The 22,037-nt window shown below is 67.9% G+C and carries 24 protein-coding genes and 1 tRNA gene; 12 read left to right on the top strand and 13 right to left on the bottom strand.

Going from position 1 to position 22,037, the window contains the following annotated elements:
* Positions 1–72 precede the first annotated feature (72 nt).
* Both glyQ and glyS read left to right on the top strand, forming a co-directional pair.
* Complete coding sequence (gene glyQ, locus ACVCMI_RS01075) at positions 73–990, top strand: glycine--tRNA ligase subunit alpha (RefSeq protein ID WP_447097776.1); 918 nt, start codon at positions 73–75, stop codon at positions 988–990.
* Positions 987–3,134: a glycine--tRNA ligase subunit beta gene (gene glyS, locus ACVCMI_RS01070; RefSeq protein WP_447097777.1), complete on the top strand. Its 2,148-nt coding sequence runs from the start codon at positions 987–989 to the stop codon at positions 3,132–3,134. Before glyQ ends, glyS begins: the two co-directional genes overlap by 4 nt.
* Before the next feature lie 52 nt (positions 3,135–3,186).
* Here glyS and ACVCMI_RS01065 read toward each other — a convergent pair whose 3' ends face one another.
* The gene (locus tag ACVCMI_RS01065; protein ID WP_395120642.1) at positions 3,187–3,762 is read right to left on the bottom strand and encodes a helix-turn-helix domain-containing protein; all 576 of its coding nucleotides are present in this window, start codon (positions 3,760–3,762) and stop codon (positions 3,187–3,189) included.
* A 283-nt stretch (positions 3,763–4,045) separates the two neighbouring features.
* Here ACVCMI_RS01065 and ACVCMI_RS01060 point away from each other — a divergent pair, with 283 nt between their 5' ends.
* Positions 4,046–5,920 (top strand): MFS transporter, encoded by a 1,875-nt coding sequence (locus tag ACVCMI_RS01060; protein ID WP_447097778.1) that lies wholly within the window; start codon positions 4,046–4,048, stop codon positions 5,918–5,920.
* Between the two features lie 76 nt (positions 5,921–5,996).
* Here the strand turns inward: ACVCMI_RS01060 and ACVCMI_RS01055 are convergent, their stop codons facing one another.
* From ACVCMI_RS01055 to ACVCMI_RS01000, 12 genes are all read right to left on the bottom strand, one after another.
* The gene (locus ACVCMI_RS01055; RefSeq protein WP_447097779.1) at positions 5,997–6,866 is read right to left on the bottom strand and encodes a beta-lactamase induction protein; all 870 of its coding nucleotides are present in this window, start codon (positions 6,864–6,866) and stop codon (positions 5,997–5,999) included.
* A gap of 67 nt (positions 6,867–6,933) precedes the next feature.
* A complete protein-coding gene (locus tag ACVCMI_RS01050; RefSeq protein ID WP_447097780.1) occupies positions 6,934–7,575 on the bottom strand; it encodes a hypothetical protein in 642 nt (213 codons plus the stop codon).
* A gap of 72 nt (positions 7,576–7,647) precedes the next feature.
* Entirely contained in the window at positions 7,648–8,622 is a 975-nt protein-coding gene (gene nudC, locus ACVCMI_RS01045; RefSeq protein ID WP_447097781.1) for an NAD(+) diphosphatase, read from the bottom strand.
* A gap of 10 nt (positions 8,623–8,632) precedes the next feature.
* A complete protein-coding gene (gene erpA / locus ACVCMI_RS01040) occupies positions 8,633–9,001 on the bottom strand; it encodes an iron-sulfur cluster insertion protein ErpA (protein WP_447097782.1) in 369 nt (122 codons plus the stop codon).
* A 46-nt stretch (positions 9,002–9,047) separates the two neighbouring features.
* Positions 9,048–9,482 (bottom strand): bactofilin family protein, encoded by a 435-nt coding sequence (locus tag ACVCMI_RS01035; RefSeq protein ID WP_395120636.1) that lies wholly within the window; start codon positions 9,480–9,482, stop codon positions 9,048–9,050.
* Positions 9,469–10,221 (bottom strand): DUF6776 family protein, encoded by a 753-nt coding sequence (locus tag ACVCMI_RS01030; protein ID WP_395120635.1) that lies wholly within the window; start codon positions 10,219–10,221, stop codon positions 9,469–9,471. Before ACVCMI_RS01030 ends, ACVCMI_RS01035 begins: the two co-directional genes overlap by 14 nt.
* 114 nt (positions 10,222–10,335) lie before the next feature.
* On the bottom strand, positions 10,336–10,806 hold the full coding sequence (gene bfr / locus ACVCMI_RS01025; protein WP_395120634.1) for a bacterioferritin: 471 nt from the start codon (positions 10,804–10,806) through the stop codon (positions 10,336–10,338).
* 109 nt (positions 10,807–10,915) lie between these two features.
* On the bottom strand, positions 10,916–11,113 hold the full coding sequence (locus ACVCMI_RS01020) for a (2Fe-2S)-binding protein (protein ID WP_395136000.1): 198 nt from the start codon (positions 11,111–11,113) through the stop codon (positions 10,916–10,918).
* 102 nt (positions 11,114–11,215) lie between these two features.
* Entirely contained in the window at positions 11,216–11,863 is a 648-nt protein-coding gene (locus tag ACVCMI_RS01015; RefSeq protein ID WP_447097783.1) for a hypothetical protein, read from the bottom strand.
* 4 nt (positions 11,864–11,867) lie between these two features.
* The gene (locus ACVCMI_RS01010; RefSeq protein ID WP_447097784.1) at positions 11,868–14,669 is read right to left on the bottom strand and encodes a kelch repeat-containing protein; all 2,802 of its coding nucleotides are present in this window, start codon (positions 14,667–14,669) and stop codon (positions 11,868–11,870) included.
* A gap of 20 nt (positions 14,670–14,689) precedes the next feature.
* Positions 14,690–15,472 (bottom strand): hypothetical protein, encoded by a 783-nt coding sequence (locus ACVCMI_RS01005; protein WP_447097785.1) that lies wholly within the window; start codon positions 15,470–15,472, stop codon positions 14,690–14,692.
* A gap of 100 nt (positions 15,473–15,572) precedes the next feature.
* Positions 15,573–16,133, bottom strand: coding sequence for an RNA pyrophosphohydrolase (locus ACVCMI_RS01000; RefSeq protein WP_395120629.1), 561 nt, complete (start codon positions 16,131–16,133; stop codon positions 15,573–15,575).
* A 173-nt stretch (positions 16,134–16,306) separates the two neighbouring features.
* On the opposite strand from ACVCMI_RS01000, the gene ACVCMI_RS00995 reads away from it, so the two are divergent.
* The 9 genes from ACVCMI_RS00995 (at position 16,307) to atpA (ending at position 21,985) form a co-directional block, all read left to right on the top strand.
* Positions 16,307–16,383 (top strand) — tRNA-Met (locus tag ACVCMI_RS00995).
* A gap of 53 nt (positions 16,384–16,436) precedes the next feature.
* Positions 16,437–16,799, top strand: coding sequence for a 6-carboxytetrahydropterin synthase QueD (gene queD, locus ACVCMI_RS00990; protein WP_447097786.1), 363 nt, complete (start codon positions 16,437–16,439; stop codon positions 16,797–16,799).
* A 151-nt stretch (positions 16,800–16,950) separates the two neighbouring features.
* On the top strand, positions 16,951–17,337 hold the full coding sequence (locus ACVCMI_RS00985; RefSeq protein ID WP_136257248.1) for a phasin family protein: 387 nt from the start codon (positions 16,951–16,953) through the stop codon (positions 17,335–17,337).
* Positions 17,338–17,592: 255 nt separating this feature from the next.
* A complete protein-coding gene (locus tag ACVCMI_RS00980) occupies positions 17,593–17,958 on the top strand; it encodes a hypothetical protein (protein WP_136257247.1) in 366 nt (121 codons plus the stop codon).
* 3 nt (positions 17,959–17,961) lie between these two features.
* On the top strand, positions 17,962–18,777 hold the full coding sequence (gene atpB, locus ACVCMI_RS00975) for a F0F1 ATP synthase subunit A (protein ID WP_136257246.1): 816 nt from the start codon (positions 17,962–17,964) through the stop codon (positions 18,775–18,777).
* Between the two features lie 70 nt (positions 18,778–18,847).
* Positions 18,848–19,126, top strand: coding sequence for a F0F1 ATP synthase subunit C (atpE, locus tag ACVCMI_RS00970; protein WP_136257245.1), 279 nt, complete (start codon positions 18,848–18,850; stop codon positions 19,124–19,126).
* Positions 19,127–19,215: 89 nt separating this feature from the next.
* Entirely contained in the window at positions 19,216–19,686 is a 471-nt protein-coding gene (locus ACVCMI_RS00965; RefSeq protein ID WP_395120625.1) for a F0F1 ATP synthase subunit B, read from the top strand.
* 3 nt (positions 19,687–19,689) lie between these two features.
* Positions 19,690–20,223 carry a F0F1 ATP synthase subunit delta gene (locus ACVCMI_RS00960; protein ID WP_447097787.1) on the top strand — a complete coding sequence of 178 codons (534 nt, stop codon included), beginning with the start codon at positions 19,690–19,692 and terminating at the stop codon, positions 20,221–20,223.
* A gap of 211 nt (positions 20,224–20,434) precedes the next feature.
* Positions 20,435–21,985 (top strand): F0F1 ATP synthase subunit alpha, encoded by a 1,551-nt coding sequence (gene atpA / locus ACVCMI_RS00955; protein WP_395120623.1) that lies wholly within the window; start codon positions 20,435–20,437, stop codon positions 21,983–21,985.
* The last annotated feature ends 52 nt before the right edge of the window (positions 21,986–22,037 follow it).

Here is a 22,037-nt window from a genome sequence, read left to right as displayed (position 1 = left end):
CCAGCCGGAAATTCCAGCCGCAAAGCGAGCTGCGGCTATACTAACGCGCTTTAACCCAGGTCACGGAAAGCCATGTCCGCGCGCACCTTCCAGGATGTGATCCAGACCCTCAACCGCTACTGGGCGGCGCAGGGTTGCGTACTGCTGCAGCCGCTGGACACCGAAGTGGGCGCCGGTACGTTCCATCCGGCCACCTTCCTGCGTGCGCTCGGCCCGGAGCCCTGGTCGGCCGCTTATGTGCAGCCGTCGCGTCGCCCCACCGACGGCCGCTACGGCGAAAACCCGAACCGCCTGCAGCACTACTACCAGTACCAGGTAGTGATGAAACCGAACCCGGAGAACATCCTGGAGTTGTACATCGGCTCGCTGAAGGAGCTCGGCCTCGACCCGCTGGTGCACGATCTGCGCTTCGTCGAGGACAACTGGGAATCACCCACGCTGGGTGCCTGGGGACTGGGTTGGGAGGTGTGGTTGAACGGCATGGAGGTCACCCAGTTCACCTACTTCCAGCAGGCCGGCGGCATCGAGTGCCGGCCGGTCACCGGCGAGATCACGTATGGCCTGGAGCGCCTGGCCATGTACCTGCAAAACGTGGATAGCGTTTTTGACCTGGTCTGGACTGACGGCCCGCGCGGCACCGTCACCTACGGCGATGTGTTCCACCAGAACGAAGTCGAGCAGAGCACCTACAACTTCGAGCACGCCAACGTGGCCGAGCTGCTGCGCTGGTTCGATGTCTGCGAGGGCGAGGCGAACAAGCTGGTGGCGGCCAACCTGCCGCTGCCCGCCTACGAGCAGGTGATGAAGGCCAGCCACACCTTCAACCTGCTCGATGCGCGCCGCGCGATCAGCGTCACCGAGCGCCAGCGCTACATCCTGCGCGTGCGCGCGTTGTCGCGTGCCGTCGCCGAGGCCTACGTGGCGCAACGCGAGAAGCTGGGCTTTCCCGGCCTCAAGCACGCTGGTGCCCACCAGGAGCAGGCCGCATGAACGCCGGCAAGTCGCTGTTGATCGAACTGGGCACCGAGGAACTGCCGCCGCGCGCACTGGACGAGCTGTCCGCCGCATTCCTGCGCGGCATCGTGGGCGGGCTGGCCGCGCGCGGCGTCAGCGCCGGGCTGGACCAGGCGGTGGCCTACGCCTCGCCGCGCCGGCTGGCGGCCTTCATCCCCGCGGTGGCGGCGGCGCAGCCGGCGCAATCCATCGAACGCCGCGGCCCCGCGGTGGCCGCCGCGCTCGACGCCGAAGGGCGGCCGTCGAAGGCCCTGCTCGGTTTCGCGCACTCATGCGGCGTCGACGTCGGCCAGCTGGAGAAGCTCGAAACCGACAAGGGCGCGTGGTTTGTCTGGCGTGCGGTCAGGCCGGGCCAGTCGCTGGCGGCCCTGCTGCCGGAGATCATCGACGAGGCGCTCAAGGCGCTGCCGATCCCGCGCCCGATGCGCTGGGCCGACCACGACTACAGTTTCGTGCGCCCGGTGCACTGGCTGGTGATCCTGCACGGCGCCGACATCGTCGACGGCCAAGTGCTGGGCCTGGCCAGCGGGCGCAAGTCGCGCGGCCACCGTTTCATGCATCCGCAACCGGTGCACGTGGCCGACGCCGATGGCTGGCTCGACGCGATGCGCGCCGCAAAGGTGCTGGCCGATCCGCGCGAGCGGCGTCAGCGCATCCACCAGCAGATCGAGCTCGCCGCGCAAGGCACCGGCGGCACGCCGCAACTGGATGACGCGCTGCTGGACGAGCTGGCCAACCTCACCGAATGGCCGGTGGCGATCGCCTGCACCTTCGAGCGCCGCTTCCTGGAAGTGCCTGCCGAGGCACTGGTCACCACCATGGTGGCGAACCAGAAATTCGTGCCGGTGTTCGACGCCGAGGGCAAGCTGACCGAACACTTCATCGGCATCGCCAACATCGAGAGCAAGGACCCGGTTGAGATCCGCCGTGGCTACGAACGGGTGATCCGGCCGCGTTTCGCTGACGCCAAGTTCTTCTGGGACGAGGACCTCAAGACGCCGCTGGCCAGCTACCAGGAGCAGCTGAAAAACGTCACCTACCAGCAGGCGCTGGGCAGCCAGTGGGACAAGAGCGTGCGCGTGGCCGAACTGGCGCGGGTGGTGGCCAACCGGATCGGCGTCGATGCGGCGCTGGCGACGCGCGCCGCCAGCCTGGCCAAGTGCGACCTGCTGACCCGCATGGTCGGTGAGTTTCCCGAGCTGCAGGGCGTGATGGGGCGCTATTACGCCGTCCATGACGGCGAACCGCCGGCGGTGGCCGAGGCGCTGGACAGCCACTACCAACCGCGCTTCGGTGGCGACCGCATCGCCGCGGACCCCCTGGGTCAGGTGCTGGCGGTGGCCGAGCGGCTCGATACCCTGGCCGGCATCTTCGCCATCGGCATGAAACCCGGTGGCAACAAGGACCCGTTCGCGCTGCGCCGCGCGGCGCTGGGCCTGGCGCGCACCCTGATCGAGGGCGGCCTGGAACTGGACCTGCGCGCGAGTTTCATCGAGGCGCTGGAGCAGTTGCCCGATGCCGCGCTGGCGGCCGGCCTCAAGCCCGGCAAGGACGGCAAGCCGCCGGCCCTGCAGGCGGGCGCGCGGCGTGCGATCCTGCTGGAGGAGCTGCTCGACTTCGTGCATGAGCGCCTGCGCGGCTACTACGCCGAACAGGGCTTCGAACACGGGGCCTTCGAAGCCGTGATGGCGGTGCAGCCGGCCAGCGTGGCCGACTTCGACCGGCGCCTGCGCGCGGTGGTGGAGTTTGGCCGCCGGCCCGAGGCGGCGAGCCTGGCCGCGGCCAACAAGCGCGTCGCCAACATCCTGCGCAAGCAGGCCGAGGAGGCCGGTGCGCCGCCGATCGGGCGGACGGTCGACCCGGCCTGTTTCGAGGCGGAGGCGGAGCGCGACCTGGCCGATGCGCTGGCCGCCGCGCGGCAGGACAGCGCCGCGGCCGAGGCCGCTGGCGATTACGCTGCCGTGCTGGCCCGCCTGGCACAACTGCAGGTGCCGGTGGATGCGTTCTTCGACAACGTGCTGGTGAACGCCGAAGACCCCGCCGTGCGGGCCAACCGCCTGGCGCTGCTCAATCAGTTGAAGAGCCAGTTCAGCACCGTGGCTGACATCGCCCTGCTCTGACGCCGAACCGCGGAACGGGCGAACGCCCACCCCGCGGGAGTGCGCCCGGATCTCAGGCCGTGGTGGAGGCCAGGCGATCCTTGCGCAGGCGCTGGGCAAGGTGGCGGTTGAACGCCATCATCGCGCCGGCGTCCACGTTGACGCCGCCCGGGCCGAGGATCTCGTACAGCTCGGTGAGCAGGTCGGTGTTCTCGGCCAGGCCCAGCGGGCTGCCGGCCAGTTCCAGTTCGGATTGCAGCATCTGCATCGCCGTGTTCAGGCGCTGCGGGTCCAACCCCTGCATCTGCGCGGACAACGGCAGACGAGTGACCGTACCGGATTTGGCGTGGACGCGTTGGGTGCGCACGACCTGGCTGCTGTGCTGGTCGTCCTGCATGGTCGGGGTCGGGTCGATCTGGATGCCGCCCTCGCCGGCCACCAGCCATACCAGCGAGATGCCCAGCGTGCGCGCCAGGGTGACGCAGCGTGCGCGCGAGGGGTCGGTATTGCCGTCTCGCCAGCTGCGCACCACGCCTTCGGAAAAGCCGCACATGCGGGCGATCTCGGTGGCGCTGCCGACGCGCTGGATCAGCAGCCGGATGCGGTCGGCGAAGGTGCCGCCGGAAACCTGGGGAGAGGACTTGCTCATGGGAGTGGCCGTGTCGGTAGGGTAGGAGACTGCACCGGGGCGCAAGATTTCGGGGACGATCGCCGCGGCGGGAAAACCGGGTCGTCCACGCAGCATTTTGCGCCCGCCGCCGGTGCCGTGCCAAGCCGTCGACCCCGAACCGGCGCCGGCAACCAGGTTGCGACCGCGCGAATGGCGGGGAGTTTCATGCCATGCCGATCTTTCGTCCGGTGCGCCGCAGCTGCTACCGTCGCCCGGTCGCCGCCGGCCGTGGTGGCGCCGGGGACCCATCACAGGACAAGGCATGAGCCAATTCGGATTGCTCGGCAAGCGGCGTTTCGCGCCGTTCTTCTGGACCCAGGCGCTGGGCGCCTTCAACGACAATGCGTTCCGCAATGCGCTGGTGATGCTGGTGGCGTTCCAGATGGGGCTGGACGACCGCACCGTGGGGCTCTACACCAACCTGGCGCCGGCACTGTTCATCATCCCGTTCTTCCTGTTTTCCGCCACCGCCGGCCAGCTGGCGGAGAAGTACGAGAAGAGCCGCATCATCCGCTACGTGAAGCTGTTCGAGATCGCGGCGATGACGCTGGCCGCGTACGGCTTCTACACCCACCACACCTCGCTGCTGCTGGTGGTGCTGTTCATGATGGGCATGCACTCGACCATGTTCGGGCCGATCAAGTACGCGATCCTGCCGCAGGCACTGAAGAACGAGGAACTGGTCGGCGGCAACGGCCTGGTCGAGATGGGCACGCAGATGGCGATGCTGGTGGGCATGATCGCCGGCAACTCGCTGATGCTGGTGGCCGGCGTGGGGCCCATGCTGGCCTCCGGCGCGACCATCGCGGTGGCGGTGGCCGGCTATCTGGCCAGCCGGCGCATTCCGGCCGCGCCGGCGACCGCGCCCGACCTGAAGTTCAACTGGAACCCGTTCAGCGAGACCGCCCGCGTGCTGGGCATCACCCGCGCCGATCGCGCGGTGTTCAACGCGGTGCTGGGCATCTCGTGGTTCTGGTTCTTCGGCACCGTGCTGATCGCGCAGTTGCCGATCTACACGCGCGAGACGCTGGGCGGCGACGGCTCGGTCAACACGCTGGTGCTGACCCTGTTCTCGATCGGCACCGGCGTCGGCGCGCTGCTGTGCGAGAAGCTGTCCGGCAAGCGGGTGGAGATCGGCCTGGTGCCGCTGGGCGCGTTCGGCCTCACCGTGTTCGGCATCGACCTGTACCTGGCCCGGCACGGGCTTGCGGCCACGCGCGGACTGGACTGGCTGGCGTTCCTGCACGGCGCCGGCAGCTGGCGCATCGTGCTCGACCTCACCGCGATCGGCGTGTTCGCCGGCTTTTACGTGGTGCCGCTGTTTGCCTTCGTGCAGTCGCGCACGCCGCGCGAGCGGCTGTCGCGGGTAATCGCCGGCAACAACATCATCAATGCCTTGCTGATCGTGCTGGCCGCGGTGTTCGGGCTGGTGCTGGGCCGGCTGGGCATGGACGCGGCCACCATCTTCCTGCTGGCCGCCCTGTTCAACGTGCTGGTGGCGGTGTACATCTTCACCCTGGTGCCCGAGTTCCTGATGCGCTTCATCACCTGGGTGCTGGTGAACACGCTGTACCGGGTGCGCGTCGACGGCATGCAGCATCTGCCCGAGGAAGGTCCGGCGCTGCTGGTGTGCAACCACGTCAGCTTCATGGACCCGCTGCTGCTGATGGCCAACCTGCGGCGGCCGGCGCGCTTCGTGATGTATTACCGGATCTTCCACACCCCGCTGCTGCGTTTCGTGTTCCGCACGGCCAAGGCGATTCCGATTGCCGGGCAAAAGGAAGATCCGGTCGTGCTGCAGCAGGCGTACGACGCGATCGACGCGGCGCTGGCCGACGGCGAGCTGGTATGCATCTTCCCCGAGGGCGGCCTGACCGGCGACGGCGAGATCGCGCCATTCCGGCCAGGGCTGGAGAAGATCCTGGCCCGGCGCCCGGTGCCGGTAGTGCCGCTGGCGCTGCGGGGGTTGTGGGGTAGCGTGTGGAGCCGGCGCGACACCCGGCTCGGCCGCCTGCGCCTGCCGCGGCGCTTCCGGGCGCGGGTGGAACTGGTCGTGGATGCGCCGGTGCCGCCGCAGGCGGCCAGCGCCGCATCGCTGGAAGCCAGGGTTCGCGAATTGCGCGGGGAGCTTGCCTGAGCGCGGCGGGGCAAGCGGCGGGCAGTGCCCGCCCTGCCTTGGCGTAGCTGGTCCAAGCCGGCCCCGCCCGCCGGCTTCAGCTCACCCAGCTGCCGATCACCAGCAAGGCGATCACGCTGAGCCAGGCCAGCAAGGCGCGCAGCAAGGCGCCGCGCAGGCGTCGCAGCTCGTCCAGCGGATCGCTGTGCTCCTCGGCATAGCCGTCGCCGGCCTCGACGTCGATACGCACGTCGGCTTGCGCCGCGGCGCCGAGAAAGCCGGGGCCGCGCTGATACCAGCTGGTCGGCGTGGCCTGGATGTGCCAGCGCCGCCACGCCTCGATCACCGCATCCCAGTGGCCGACCACGGCCAGGGTGAAGGTCAGCACCTGGGCCGGCAACCAGTCCAGCGCGTTGGCCAGGTAGTGGGCGGCATGCTGGCTGTCGCCGTCGAGCGCCAGCGAGTCGTCGCGCCCCAGCGTCTGCGCCAGCCGGTACAGCAGCGCGCCGACCGGGCCGAGCAGGAAAAACCACAGCAGCACCGCGAAGCGTCGGCGCAACGCTGCATAGACGATCGCCTCGCCCAGCGCCGGGGCGTGCCAGCGCACCGGGCGCCCGTCGTCGGACAGCCGTTGCGCCGCCGCCTCGCGGCTGACGTCGTCGGGCGCGGCGAGGATCGCCTCCAGGTCACGCTCGAACTCGCGTGGACCGAAGCAGTAGATCAGCACCACCACGGCGAACAGCAGCGGCAGCAACTCGCCCAGTACGGTGTGCCCGAACAGCCACACCAGCAGTGCGCACAGCAGCAGCGGCGGGGCCAGCGCCAGCACCACGCGGCCGGCGCCACTGGTGTCGGACAACTGCGCCACCCAGCGCCGGAACAGGCCGTCGCGGCGCCAGCTGGCCAGTTGCGGCGAGACATGCAGCAGGCCAAGGGCGATCAGGGCAACGAGCAGACGGATGGCCATGGTGACGCACTCCCGGACAATGGCCGCATTGTAACGAGCGCGTGTGCAGCCCGCTGGCGCTCGCCGCTCAGCCGGGCCCGCAGTGGTAGCGCTCGGCGGTGCGTTCGACGTCGGTGGAGCTGATGTGCCGGGCCAACTGCTCGGCCGGCGTCATGCCGCGCCAGACCTCCACGTCCATGCAGTGCGGGTCGACCACGCCGAACAACGCCTGCACCATGCGCACGGCGCCGCCGACGCCCTGCATGCGCGGGTCGACCATGCGGAAACCCTCCACGATCGGCGTCGAGGAGCCGGGCAGGCGGACCGGGCGCGGCATGGACATCCCGCCGCGCAGAAGATTGCCGCCGGCGACGTAACCGGGTACGTCGGCTTTGGTGGTGATCGCGCTGCGCTCGCGCGCCGGTGACGTCGCCGGCAGCGGTGTGGGCTTCGGTGACGTGACGATGCCTCGGGGCGGCGGAGGGTGCCGTACCGAAGGACGCTGCGATGGCCGCCTGGGCGGTGCGGCCGTGGCTACCACCGTCAGCAACCGGAGGGTGAGCGGCGTCGATGGCGGATGGCGCCAGAGTGCGGCGGGCCGCCAGACGCGCGGGCTGGCATGGAAACACACCAGCCATGCCGCCAGATGCACGCCGATCACCGCCACGTGGATGGCGACGCGCCCGCTCGATGCGCGCATCGCTGCCGGAAAGCGGTGAGTCGGGTGCATGGGAGAGGTCCATCCGTGGCCGGGTACCCGGACAACGACCCGCGCGCCGCGATGGAGTTCCGCCGGAAGGGATCAGGCGACGGGTGCGACGGCGGTCAACGCGTCCAGGTCCAGTCCGGCGCGCCCGTGCAGCCAGTGCGCCAGCAGCCGGTAGGACACCGACAAGCGTGTGGACGGCAGGAAGCTGCCGTCGGCGATGCCGTCGACGATCTGCTGTGGGGTGAACCAGCGCGCATCCTCCAGTTCGAGGTCGCGCATGCGGATCTCGCGCGATACCGCGGTGGCGATGAAGCCGACCATCAGTGACGCCGGCATCGGCCACGGCTGCGAGGAGTGGTAGCGCACCTCGTCCACGATCACGCCCGATTCCTCGGCCACCTCGCGGCGCACGGCATCTTCCAGCGCCTCGCCCGGCTCGACGAAGCCGGCCAGGGTGGAATAGCGGTGCGGCGGCCAGCCGGGCTGGCGGCCCAGCAGGCAGGCGCCGTCGTGCTCCACCAGCATGATTACCGCCGCATCGGTGCGCGGGAAATGCAGTCGCGCGCAATCGGGGTTGCGGCATTGCGCCCGATGCCCGGCGGCCACCAGCTGCAACGGCCCGCCGCAGTACGCGCAGAACTGCGTCTCGCGTTGCCAGTGCGACAGCCCCTTGGCATAGGCGAACAGGCCGGCCTCGTCCGCAGGCAGCAACAGGCCGGCGCTGCGCAGGCTCATGCGACGTGCGTCCAGCGCGGTTTCCAGCGCGTCGCCCTGCTCGCGATCGCTCACTACCAGCAGGAAGTGCGGCCGCTCGTGCGCGATGCCGAGCAAGCTGGCACGCGTGTCGGCCAGCCATTGCGTACGTTCGGCGGCGGTGAGCCAGCGCAGCGCGTCGTCGTCGCGGCGGAGATAGGCCTCGCCGGTGGCATCCAGCAGCAGGTAGCGAGCCGTGTCGGCGCGTGCCTGCGCGGCCACCCACGTCGCCTCGTCGCGATGCTCAGCCATGCGGTCGAGCACCAGGCTCAGGCCGGCGAAGGTGTTGGGGCGCGGCAGCCTGGCCTGGTCCATGGCGAGGAGGTCAGGCGGTGAAGGAGGAGCCGCAGCCGCAGGTGGTCTTCGCGTTCGGATTGCTGATCACGAACTGCGCGCCGCTGAGGTTCTCGGCGTAGTCGATCTGTGCGCCGGTGAGGTACTGCAGCGACAGCGGATCGCACAGCAGCGTGACGCCCTCGCGCTCGACCGCCAGATCGTCCTCGGCCTGTGCCTCGTCGAAGGTGAAGCCGTACTGGAACCCCGAGCAGCCGCCACCGGAGATATACACGCGCAGCTTCAGCTGCGGATTGCCTTCCTCGGCAATCAGCTCATGCACCTTGTGCGCGGCGGCCGCGGTGAACTCCAGCGGAGTGCCGCCGCTGCGGTAATCGGGGATTGCGACGATGGTTTCCATGGTGATCTGAATGGGGATGAAGGCGGACAGATGCAAGCATAGCGCGTCAGGCCGGCAAGGCTTCCTCGTCGCTGCCGGTGGCGTCGGTCGCCGGCGCCGCCAGCGCGCGCTGCGCCGGCTCGGCCTGGCGCGCCATGTGCCCGTTGACCTGGGCGCCGGCAGCCATTTCCAGCGTGTGGTAGCGCAGGTCGCCGTCGATGCGCGCCAGCGGCGCCAGCTCCAGCCGCACGCTGATGTACACGTCGCCGGTGATGTGCCCGTTGATCACCGCCTGCGGCACGCGCACCTCGCCCTCCACCTCGCCATGCTCGCTCAGAGTGAACATGGCATCGTCGCCCTCGGCCAGCACGGTGCCTTCGATGCGTCCGTCCAGGTGCAAGGCGCCGCTGAAGCGCAAGTCGCCGCGGATCACCGTGCCGCGGGCGATCAGGCTGGTTTCGGAACTGCCGCGGTTGCGGTCGCTGCGTCTACGGTTGAGCATCTCGGTCTCCCTCGGCGGTGGTGATGTTGCCGGACAAGGCGGCGCTCCACGCCACGGTGCGGCTGAAGGTCTCGCCGCTGGCCGGATCGACGCGGATGCGCAGCCGTGTCGGCCGGAAATCCGCGGGCAGCACGATCGTGCCCTGCAACTGCTGGAAATAGGTGAAGCGGAACGGCAGGCCGTCCTTCTGCGCGCCGTCGCCCAGCGCCGGCCAGTCCAGCGTCACGACCTTGTCCTTGCGCATGCCCTCCACGCTGACCGTGGCATGGCCGTTGACCTCGGCGCCGCGCTTGGCGTTCTGGGTCAGGCTGAGGATCAGCGTCCAGCCGCGCGAACCGGCGATCGGCTGCAGCTTCACCTCCTGCAGCTTGAGGCCCTGGCGCTGATCGTTGCCGGCGACCAGGCGCGAATAGAACCCGAGGTCCGAACGCAGCGCACTCAACTCCTTCTCGCGCTGCGCGAGAGTGCCGCGCAAGGCGCTGGTGGCCACCTCGTTGACCTGGCCAGCGCGCTGCAGGTTCGCCACCTGCTGCTTGAGATCGTCGACCTCTGCCAGCAGCGCACGCTGCTGCTTGTGGTCGACTACTGCCGGCGTGCCGCGCACGCCCAGCACATGCACCGCCGCGCCCACCGCCAGCAGGCTGGCCAACCACGCCAAACCCCACCCCAGGCGGCGCCAGCGATGGCCGACGTCGTCGTGCCTGCGCACCACGAGACGCGGAGGTGGTCGTGAACCCATGGGAGGACGTTCCCGGAAAACCCGAGGTATAGCCCGGGCGTGACGAAAGCGTCAAGGAACGGGCGCACGCCCGCGCGGATGCGCCGTGGCGGCGTGCGCGCTGCGCGACCGGCGTCAGCTCTGCATCTTGCTCTGCAGATAGCGTTCCGCGCCGATGTCCTTGATCAGGTTGAACTGGGTTTCCAGCCAGTCGATGTGTTCTTCCTCGTCATGCAGGATGTGCTTGAACAGATCGCGGCTGATGTAGTCGGCGATGCCTTCGCTGTAGGCGATCGCCTCGCGCAGGTCGACGGTGGCGGCCAGCTCCAGGTCCAGGTCGCCCTGCAGAGCTTCCACCGGATGCTCGCCGATGCGCAGCTTGCCCAGCCGCTGCAGATTGGGCAGCCCGTCGAGGAACAGGATGCGCTCGATCAGCCGATCGGCGTGTTTCATCTCGTCGATCGACTCCTTGTATTCGTGCTCGGCCAGCTCGGTGTAGCCCCAGTTCTTGTACATCCGGGCATGCAGAAAATACTGGTTGATCGCGGTCAGCTCGTTGTAGAGCACCTTGTTGAGAAACTCGATGACCTTGGCATCACCCTTCATGGCCTTTCCTCCATCGCGACGGACCCACGGACTATACAAACTCCGCGACGGTCAGGACGGAAATGAGAATGCCAATGGTTTGCCGCCGGGCGCGAAGCCCGAGGTCGGCTCAGGCGGCGACGAGCGGAAGCTGGCAGAGCACCTGCCGGCGAGCCTGCTCGAAGGTGGCGCGGGCTTCGTCGCCGCAGCAGCCGCAACAGTCCGAACAGCCGGTGCGCGCCTGCAATTCGGCAAACGTCTGCACGCCATCGGCCGCTTCGCGGCGGATGTCGTGGTCGGTGACGGCATTGCACATGCAGACGTACATGACGCATATGAGAACGCGAATGCGAACGATTGTCAACAATCGACTGGGCGGGGCGGTCGTCCGTTCAGCGCGTCGGTCTTGCCCGCCTCGTGGGCCCTCCGCTCACGGCTTGATCGCGGTCACCACGCCGCCGATGGAATACACGCGGACCCCGGCCGTGGGGAATACGTACAGCCGCAACGCCACGCCGTCGGCCTGACTCACCACGATCTGGTCCACCTCGCCAAAGCGGGCCAGCATGGTGCACTGGCGGAAGGCCTCATCGCTCATGCCCACCGTGGGCAGCTTCGCCAGTTCGCCGCCGCAGTACTGCTCCTGTTGTTCGATCACCTGGCCAAGCTTTGCGGCCGATACCGCATTGCCGTGTTCGGCCTGTGCCTGCATGCGCGCGGTGATCGCCCGGTCGCGCAACTCGCGCGCCATGCGGGACAGGCGCGGTTCCGGCTTGAACAAGCCGTGCATCTTCGACACCGGCGCCACCCGCGGCGGCTGCGTCTCGGGCAGGGTTCGCTGGATCATGCCCACGCCCAGCGCCTGCAACCGGTCGAGTTCGCGCTCCAGTGCCCGCTCGTCGTAAGCAGGCGGGGGCGGCACGGTCGATGATGCAGGCGCAGCCGGGACCGCGCCGTCGCAGGGATGGTCCTGGAACACGTCGCCCCGGCACTTGTAGACCGCGTCGTCCGCGCGGGCGGAAAACACGCCTGTCGCCGCCAGCAGCAGCGTGATCGTCCATCGAACCGTGGGCGTCATCCGATCACTCCCGTGCCTGGCTTGCGGGTTTGTCGCACTGCGTCGATGGCTTCGCCTGGATGCGCTCGAAACGGGTTGGTGCGCCATCGGTTTCGATCACCTGGAAGCGGCCGTCGCTTGCCTCCAGCATTGCGTTGACGTCGATCACGCCACTCCCGTCGGGCTGCCACACGATCTTGTCAGCCTGCACTTTCCAGCGGCCGGTAAAGCCGGCGGTCGAGCGCCGGTCGAACGCGCTGGGGGTCATCACGTAGCGACCGTCGTCGCGCAATTCGATGCGCCGCATGATGCTTTTGTGCGTGGACGACCACAGGCCGATGAGCCCGCATGGCCGTTGGCTCGGCGTCATCATCACCTTGGCGGTCTCGCGTGCGGCCACGCCCATGCGTTCCCAGTCGGCCTTGGGCACGCGGTGCACGCAGGTCGACAGCGACAGCACCCACGGCATCAGCACGATGGCCAGCCCGCCATACACCAGCAACCGGGCGGCCAGCGAATAGCCGCCGCGCAAGCGCGGCCAGGCGACGCGGCGCAACAGTCGATAGGCCAGCCACGAACCCAGGCAGGCGAGGATGACCCACTTGACGTTGCCGATGCCGTCCCAGCTGAAGTGCTGCTGTCCACGCGGCGCCGCTGCCTTCGCCACGGGCGCAGCAGCCGTGGGTGGCGGCGCGATCGGCTTCATCGCGACGGTGGGCGAGATGTAGAGATCGCCCGGCGGTGGCGGGGCAAAGCCGCGGCAGCTTGCCTGGCGATGGAAAAAGCCGGCGCCCGCTGCCAGCGTGTCGCGGCCCGGCCCCGCCACCACCACGGTGCCGTCATCGAGGACCGCCATAACGTGGCTGGTGCTGCCGAAGCCAGGGTCGGACAGCGCGAACACCCGCGCATCCGCCGGCCGATACAGCGCCACCGGATACGTCGAGATGGCGCAGCCATCAGGCAGGCGCTGCGCGTCGGCGCCCATCTGGCGCCCCATCAACACGTAATCCCACCAGCCGGTGCCGGCGTTCCACAGCATTGCGGTGGCCCGCCAACCATCGGCGTGCACGAAGCGGGCGCCAGCGTCGTTGATCTCGAAGCTTTCGCGTCCTGTCGGGTCGGTGATGGTGGCTAGCGGCTGCTGGCCGTGCACCGGCGCGCCGTAGGTGATCCCCTTGTCGTGCCAGTCGACGCGCCAGATCGTCCAGCGCGCCGTGCGCTCGTTCAGCACCGCGGCCTCGTGCATGTTGACCAGGGCAAACGCGCGCCGGTCCGGCAACAGGCCCAGTTGCGGCCGTGAATCGGCCAGGTATTGCAAGGTCGCGCCGCCGCAGCCGGACCAGCGGTTGATGGGAGCCGACCAGCGGTGACACTGCAACTCGTGCCGCGATTTCATCGTTACATACAGGACATCCCCCGACCGCAGCGCCAAGGCCGCGGGGTGTCCCGCCGAGTCCGCCTCCAGCGGGCCGGTGCTGCTCCAGCGATCGGTGCGCGCGTTCCAGATGCGCGCCACCGGCAGCCCGCGAAAATCGTCGGCGAGGTAGCCCAACATAATCACGCGATGCCCGGGCAGCGCGGCGATCGCGGGCGTCGATCGCCAAGCGGGCACGTCCGCAGCCGGTGTCTCGGGTGACCAGCGCAACACCCCGTTGGCGGTGAAGATCAACGCACTGCCATCGGATCGCGCCACCATGCCGAGCGGCTGCGGCGCGTCGTTGCCCACGCTGGGAGAAGTGGTTCCGGCAAGTTGCCAACCTTGCGAATGCGGATCCCACAACCACGCCCACGGCGAGGATTGTCCCTGGACCGGCTGCAGCCAGGTGCCGCCGGCGACCAGTACGGCACCGGAGGCCAGCCGGACCGCAGCGTGGCCGTACAGCCCCACCGGGAGCTCCGCGCCCTCGCTCCATGTGCCGCTGCGCGGATCCCATAGCTCCACCGAACGCAGCGGCCGGCCATCCTCGCCCATGCCGCCGGCCACCAGTACGCGGCCATCGGCGAGCAGGGTGGCGGTGTGCGCGTAGCGTGCCACGTGCATCGGTGGCAGCGTTCGCCAGGCCTGTCCGCGGGCGTCGAGCAGTTCGGCCGAAGTCAGCGGATGATTGGTGTCATCAAGGCCACCGAGCACCAGCACGCTGCCGTCGGACAGCGCCGTCGCGCTGTGCTTGGCCCGCGCGGCGGCCATCCTCGGTGCGGCAACCAGCTTGCCGCCTGCATAGCGCACCACGCTGGCAAGCACGCCGCTGCCATCGTGCGGCAACTGCGGATCGCTTTCGCCGCCGATCAGCAGCACGCTGCCATCGGGCATCCGCGTGGCGGTATGGAAGATGCGCGTCTGCGCCAACGCGGGCGCCGATTGCCACTGTCGTTTGAGCGGATCCCAGATCGACATGCCTGCATACGGCGGATACGGCGCCGAATCGTTCAAGGCCTGCGCCACGTCGCACAGGCCGCCGGCGATCAGCAGCCGGCCGTCGGCCAGCACGGTGCTGGTGTGCAGGTAGACATGGCCGTCCGGACACTGCGGCGCGCGCGGTACGCGCACCCAGCCCCCGGCGGCGGGATCGTAGAGCTTGGGCGAAGGGTCCGGCCCGCTTTCCATGCCGTGACGCAGGCGCAAGGCGTCGTTCTGGTCCTGTTCGGCGCGCCACTCGTTGGCGGACATGCCGTAGCCGTAGGCAAGGACGCTGCCGTCAGACAGCACGTCCACCGTGCCTCCGCGCAGCGGTGTCAGGTAACCGCCAAACGGTTGCAGGTGGCCCGCCGTGGGATGCCATTGCGCGGACACTGGGCCTGCGCCGAGCACGCCGGCGAGGAGCAGCATCAGAAAGGCGAACCGGCCCATCACGGAGGGCAGCCCTGCAGGCGGGCGCGATCGCCGTACCAGCGCAGATCCGAAAGAGACTTGCGGCGCCGCGCTTCGATGGCGCGCCAGCCGTCGCCGGCGTCATCCGCGCTTGCCACCAGCGCGGCGGCGGCCGCGTCGTAGGCGCGCTTGCTGTCCGCCAGATGTTCGCGCAAACCGTGGCAGGTTTCCGCGAGCGCGGCGTGCGGGGTCGACCCATGGGACGCACAGGGTTGATCGCTGAAGAGCGGATGGTCAGGCGTGCCGCAGCGATGGATCGCCTTGGGCGAGTCGCCCGTGGGGGCCATGGCGGCGCGGGTCGTCGCCAACGACAGGTAGCGCTGGTAATCGGCATACTGCAGGAGGTATTCGTGGCGATAGGGCTGTGGCGACATCTCCTCGATGCCGGCGCGATCGGTTGCCAGTTGTTCGATCGTGACCGCCGTGAGCGCGTGGCCCGTGCGCAAGGTGTCGATCGCCAACGACAATCGCTGCAGCGCGGCTGCGATCTGCTCGCCCTGCAGGCTATCCTCGAACCCTTTGCAATCGAGCAACATGGGGCCGCGGCCTTCGTCTTCGGTCACCGCGATGCCCCTGTAGTTTCCGTACGCCAGCATCTCCGCCTCGACCGCGTCGAAGTGAGCGTTGACCTGGGCGCGGCACTCCTCGCCGTTGCGCGCGTCGCGCGGGCCGATGGCGCGGGCGCCGCCGACACTGGCGATCAGCAGTACGCCCGCCGCCATCCACCGATGGGCGACGCGAAGCCTGGCTTGGGTACCCATCCCCTTTTTCCTTCCCCTGGAATCGCCGCACTATACGACAGCGCGTGCGGCGGCGAACGCGGGATGGGCGTTGCGCAGCGCGACGGGAAGGAGGCCGGGATCAGGCTGCCGCGCGTCCGGTGCGCGGGCCCCCGACGGGTGTGTCGGCGTCTTCGCGTGGCGGCGTGGTGCCGATCTCCATGCCGAACAAATCCTCCACCAGCGGCGCGAAGTGGCGCAGTGCCCGCGCGTACACGTCGCGCTTGAAATTCACCACGTGCGCGGCCGGGTACCAGAAGTCGACCCAGCGCCAGATGTCGAACTCCGGCTTCTCGTTGGCATCGAGCTTCAGCGCCTCCTCGCCGCCGACCAGCTTCAGCAGGAACCACACCTGCTTCTGGCCGATGCAGGTCGGGCGCTGGTGCCGGCGCACGTAGCGCTCGGGCAGGCGATAACGCAGCCAGCCGTGGGTGGCGCTGATCACTTCCACGTGGTGTGCCGCCAGGCCGGTTTCCTCCTCCAGCTCGCGGTACATCGCCTCCAGCGGGGTTTCGTCGGTGCGCATGCCGCCCTGCGGGAACTGCCAGCCGTCACGATTGACCCGGCGCGCCCAGAACAGCTGGCCGTCTGCATTGAGCAGCACGATCCCCACGTTCGGACGGTAGCCATCTACATCAATCATGCGTCGCCTCCCGGGGCTTGGCCCCGCGAACCGGCGGCAAAAGGGCCGCGCGATCCTGCCCCGATTCAACCACAGCCCGCAAAGCAGCGGCAAGCTCGCCGACTTGAACGAACGCGCCACGCCCACTACACTTCCGCGCCCCGCCGGCGATCGCCCCGCGGCGGCTTCCCAATGGCTATGTAGCTCAGCTGGTTAGAGCACAGCACTCATAATGCTGGGGTCGGTGGTTCGAGTCCACCCATAGCCACCAAACGTGTCGCGCGTGTCTGTCCCGCCGACGTGTCCATCCGCGCGGACGTCGCCATGCACATCTTCAAGGTGTTTCAGCTCGAAGCAGCCCACCGCCTGCCGCACGTGCCGGAAGGCCACAAATGCGCGCGGCTGCACGGGCATTCGTTCCGCGTCGAGATTCATGTTTCCGGCGAGCCGGACCCGCGGCTCGGCTGGGTGATGGACTTTGCCGAGCTGAAGACGACCTTCCAGCCGCTGTATGACCAGCTCGACCACCACTATCTCAACGACATCGAGGGGCTGGAGAACCCGACCAGCGAGATGCTGGCGCGCTGGATCTGGCAGCGGCTGGAGCCGCGGCTGGCGGGGCTGGACAAGGTGGTGGTGCACGAGACCTGCACGTCGGGGGCGAGCTGCAGCCGGGTCGATTTCTGACGCGTTGCGTTATGCGAATGACTTTCGCAAGTAAGCGTTTACGCTGAACATTTGTCGACTGGTCTGGCGATTTCCTGAAATTCATGTTGCAACGCAACAGAAGCTTTGCTAGAGTGGCTGCCACTACCCCATCCTCCACGAGGAACGAGCCATGACCCAGCAATTCAACAACCAGCTTTTTGCGTTCACCAAGCAGTTCACCGACAGCGCGTTCAAGGCGCATTCGCTGGCCCTGAAGGGCCTGGAGAAAGTTGCCGAGCTGCAGCTCAAGGCGCTCGAGGAGCAGACCAAGGTTTCCGCCGAGTTCGTCACCGAGGTGATGGAGGCCCGTGACATCGACGGCCTGCGCGGCCTGTGGGAGAAGGGCAGCAGCCTGAGCCGCGAGAACGCCGAGCGCGCCGTGGCGGTGTCGCAGGAAGTGCTGGCGATCACCCAGAAGACCGCCGAGTCGCTGAACGCGTTGGTGCAGGAGCAGCGCCAGGCGGCGAACGACGCGGTAGCCGCGCCGGTCGCCGGCAAGAAGGCCGCCGCCAAGTAATCACGGCGGTCAACGGCTGCAACACCCCCGGGAAGGCCGGACAAGGATGTCCGGCCTTCTTTTGTGCGCAGGATCCTGCGGTTGCGGCGGATCGTCGCAGGTGCCACGCGGGTACGCGTCCGTGCGTGCAGCGCGGGGGTTCGCCGGGTTTGCGGCTTGTCCGGGCAATCGGCGCACTGATATACTTTTACGGATTCGGATCGTGGCGGGTGACTGGATCGGTGCCGCCTGACAAGGGCCGCGCGGAGACGTCACTTGCTCAACAACCTGGCCTCGGGTCGGCGCATCGCCTTGCGCATCGTGCTGCTGCAGTTCGCAGTGGCTCTGCTGGTGGGCGGCACCTTCCTTGTGCTGGGGCGTCGTGAAGCGGCATCGGCCGCGGCAGGCGCGGTGGTGGTGGCACTGGGCACCGCGGTGATGTCGGCGCGGATGTTCAGCGGCATTGGCGGCGCGGGTCTGGCGCTGGGTCGGCTGCTGGCGGGCATGCTCCTGAAATGGGTCGTGATCGTCGGAGGGCTGGTCGTGATCCTGTTCCAATTCAAGTTGCCGCCACTGGCCGCCATCACGGGGTTGGTGGCTGCCTACGCGGTCTATCTGCTGGCGTTCAGATTCAAGGGTTGAAGCATGGCAAGCGAGTCGGGCGGGCTTACTGAATACATCCAGCACCACCTGCAGCATCTTGTTCCGCATGCGAGCAAGGAAGGCTTCTGGGCGGTGCATCTCGACTCGGTCACCGTGTCGCTGGCGCTCGGCGTGCTGTTCTGCCTGTGGTTCTGGCTGAAGGCGCGCAAGGCCACCGCCGGCGTGCCGGGCAAGGGTCAGGCGTTCGTCGAAATCATCCTGGAGTTCGTCGACGGCCAGGTCAAGGACGTGTTCCACGGCGACCGCCGCGTGCTGGGCCCGCTGGCGCTGACCGTGTTCGTCTGGGTGTTCCTGATGAACGCGATGGATCTGCTGCCGGTGGACCTGCTGCCGTGGATCACCGAGAAATTCGGCGTCGGCCACTTCCGCGCCGTACCGACCGCCGACATCAACATGACCTTCGCGATGTCGCTGACGGTGTTCGTGCTGATCATCTTCTACAGCTTCAAGGCCAAGGGCGCCGGCGGCTACATGCGCGAGCTGTTCACCGCGCCGTTCGGCTCCAGTCCGTTGCTGTGGCTGCCCAACTTCCTGCTCAACGTGGTCGAGCTGCTGTCCAAACCGGTGAGCCTGGCGATGCGACTGTTCGGCAACATGTACGCCGGCGAGCTGGTGTTCATGCTGATCGCCGGCCTGTTCAGTGCCGGCGCGGGCCTGGCCGGCTGGGCCCTGTACGGCGCAGGCATCATCGGCTACACGGTGTGGGGCATCTTCCACATCCTGATCATCTCGATCCAGGCCTTCATCTTCATGGTGCTGACGATCGTGTACATCTCGATGGCGCACGATCACCACTGATTGGCTGTTGTCGAATCCTTCGTTTCATCCGTTTTTGCCATTCCCAGTTTGCTTTTCTCAGGAGACCGTCGTGGAACTCATCACTCAAATTGCTCAAGTGCAGTCCTTCACCGCCATCGCGCTGGGCCTGATCATCGGCCTCGGTGCGCTCGGTGCCTGTATCGGTATCGGCGTCATGGGCTCGAAGTTCCTCGAAGCGGCTGCACGCCAGCCGGAACTGGTGCCGCTGCTGCAGGGCCGCATGTTCCTGCTCGCCGGCCTGATCGACGCGGCGTTCCTGATCGGCGTGGCGCTGGCGATGTATTTCGCCGTGGCCAACCCGCTGCTGTCCAAGCTTGCCGGTGCCTGAGTCACGTGGCGGCGCACAGCGCCGCCGTTTCGACCCGGGCGTCCTGACGCCCGGGTTCGGTTCAACCCGTATTTGCAGGTAACGCAGCGATGGATTTCAACGCGACCTTGATTGGCGAAATGATTTCGTTCGCCATCCTGATCTGGTTCTGTGTGCACTTCATCTGGCCGTATCTCAACAAGGCCATCGAAGAGCGCCAGCTCAAGATCGCCGAAGGCCTGAATGCGGCCGAGCGCGCGCACGCCGACCTGAAGGCTGCCGACTCCAAGGTGCAGGCCGAGATCAAGCAGGCCCGCCTGCAAGCCTCGGAGATCATCGACAAGGCCCAGCAGCAGGCCAACCAGATCATCGAAAAGGCCCGTGGCGAGGCCGTCAGCGAAATCAACCGCCTGAAGGCTTCGGCGCAGGACGACATCGCCTCGATGGCCCAGCGCGCGCGCGACGAGCTGCGCGAGCAGGTCGGTGCGCTGGCCGTGGCCGGCGCCAGCAGGATCGTGCAGCGCGAGGTCGATGCGTCGACGCACAAGGCCTTGCTCGACCAGCTCGCGGCCGAGATCTGATCGATGGCCCAGGCAATCACCCTCGCCCGTCCCTACGCCCGCGCCGCGTTCGAAGTGGCGCATGCCGCCGGCACGCTGGACGCGTGGTCGCAGGCGCTGGCGTTCGCCGCCGCGGTCGCGGCCGATCCGCGCGTGGCCGGTCTCGGCAACGATCCGCGGGTGGTGCCCGCGCAGCTCGTCGCGCTGCATCTGCCGGCCGGCATCGCCGCCGATGCGCCATTCGGCCAGTTCCTCGCCGAAATGGCCGAGCAGCGACGCCTTGCGTTGCTGCCGGAGGTGGCCGAGCTGTACGAGACGTTCAAGCGCGAATCCGAGTCGCAGCTGCTGGTCAAGGTGACCAGCGCGATGGCGCTGGACGCAGCGCAGACCGAGCAGCTCAAGGCTTCGCTGAAGCGCCGTTTCAAGCGCGAGATCGAACTGGATACCCAGGTCGATGCCTCGCTGCTGGCCGGTGCGGTGATCGACACCGGCAGCGAAGTGATCGACGGCTCCGCGCGCGGCAGGCTGGCCAAGCTGACTGGCGCATTGAGCCAGTAGTTTCACGCGAAGCCAGCTTCGCGAAAGGCAATACCGGCAGTTCGGGCCGGACAGTTTGGTTTCACGCGAAGTCCATTTTCGCGACGAGCAAAACCCGACCCTCCATGGTCGGACAGATTGGTTTCACGCGAGATCCATCTCGCGAAGAGCAAGGCCGGCCATCCGGGCCGGGCTGTTCAACAAGAGCTTTTCATTTCCGGGATAGATGACCATGTCCAGCACCACACTGAATCCGTCCGAGATCAGCGAACTGATCAAGAGCCGCATCGAGCAGTTCAAGCTCGGCGCCGAGGCACGCAACGAGGGCACGATCATCAGCGTGTCCGACGGCATCGTGCGCATCCACGGCCTGGCCGACGCGATGCAGGGCGAAATGATCGAGCTGCCGGGCAATGCGTTTGCGCTGGCGCTGAACCTCGAGCGCGACTCCGTCGGCGCGGTGGTGCTGGGCGACTACCAGCACCTGCGCGAGGGCGACACCGCCAAGACCACCGGCCGCATCCTCGAAGTGCCGATCGGCCCGGAGCTGCTCGGCCGCGTGGTCGATGCGCTGGGCAATCCGATCGACGGCAAGGGCCCGCTGAACGCCAAGCTCACCGCGCCGGTCGAGAAGGTCGCGCCGGGCGTGATCTGGCGCAAGTCGGTCGACCAGCCGCTGCAGACCGGCTACAAGTCGGTCGACGCGATGATCCCGGTCGGTCGCGGCCAGCGCGAGCTGATCATCGGCGACCGCCAGACCGGCAAGACCGCGCTGGCGATCGACGCGATCATCGCCCAGCGCGATTCGGGCATCAAATGCATTTACGTGGCGATCGGCCAGAAGCGTTCGTCGATCGCCAACGTGGTGCGCAAGCTGGAAGAGAACGGCGCCCTGGCCAATACCATCGTGGTGGTCGCCTCGGCCTCCGAGTCGGCCGCGCTGCAGTACGTGGCGCCGTATTCCGGTTGCGCGATGGGCGAGTACTTCCGCGATCGCGGACAGGATGCCCTGATCGTCTACGACGATCTGTCCAAGCAGGCCGTGGCCTATCGCCAGATCTCGCTGCTGCTGAAGCGCCCGCCGGGCCGCGAGGCGTATCCGGGCGACGTGTTCTATCTCCACTCGCGTCTGCTTGAGCGCGCCTCGCGCGTGTCCGAGGCCTATGTCGAGAAGTTCACCAACGGCGAGGTCAAGGGCAAGACCGGCTCGCTGACTGCGCTGCCGATCATCGAGACCCAGGGCGGCGACGTCTCCGCATTCGTGCCGACCAACGTGATCTCGATCACCGACGGCCAGATCTTCCTGGAAACCGACCTGTTCAACGCCGGCATCCGCCCGGCCGTCAACGCCGGCATCTCGGTGTCGCGCGTGGGCGGTTCGGCGCAGACCAAGATCGTCAAGAAGCTCTCCGGCGGCGTCAAGCTGGCGCTGGCGCAGTTCCGCGAGCTGGCCGCGTTCGCGCAGTTTGCCTCGGACCTGGACCCGGCCACCCGCGCCCAGCTTGATCGCGGCCAGCGCGTCACCGAGCTGATGAAGCAGAAGCAGTATTCGCCGCTGTCGATCGCCGAGCTGGCGCTGTCGGTCTACGCCGCCGAGAAGGGCTACCTCGACGACCTGCCGGTGAACAAGGTGCTGCCGTTCGAGAAGGGCCTGCACGCCTTCATGCATCAGACCCACGAGGAACTGATGAAGAAGATCGTCGCCACCGGCGCCTGGGACAACGACATCGAAGCCACCTTCAAGGCCTCGCTGGACGAGTACAAGAAGACCGGCAGCTGGTAAGAGAGCCGGGAATCGGGAGTAGGGAATAGGGAATCGGAAAAGCAACGGGCCT

The sequence above is a fragment of the Rhodanobacter sp. UC4448_H15 genome (assembly GCF_052978265.1).
Note: the sequence above shows the minus strand (reverse complement) of the source record. Positions and strands in the feature narration are given on the sequence as shown.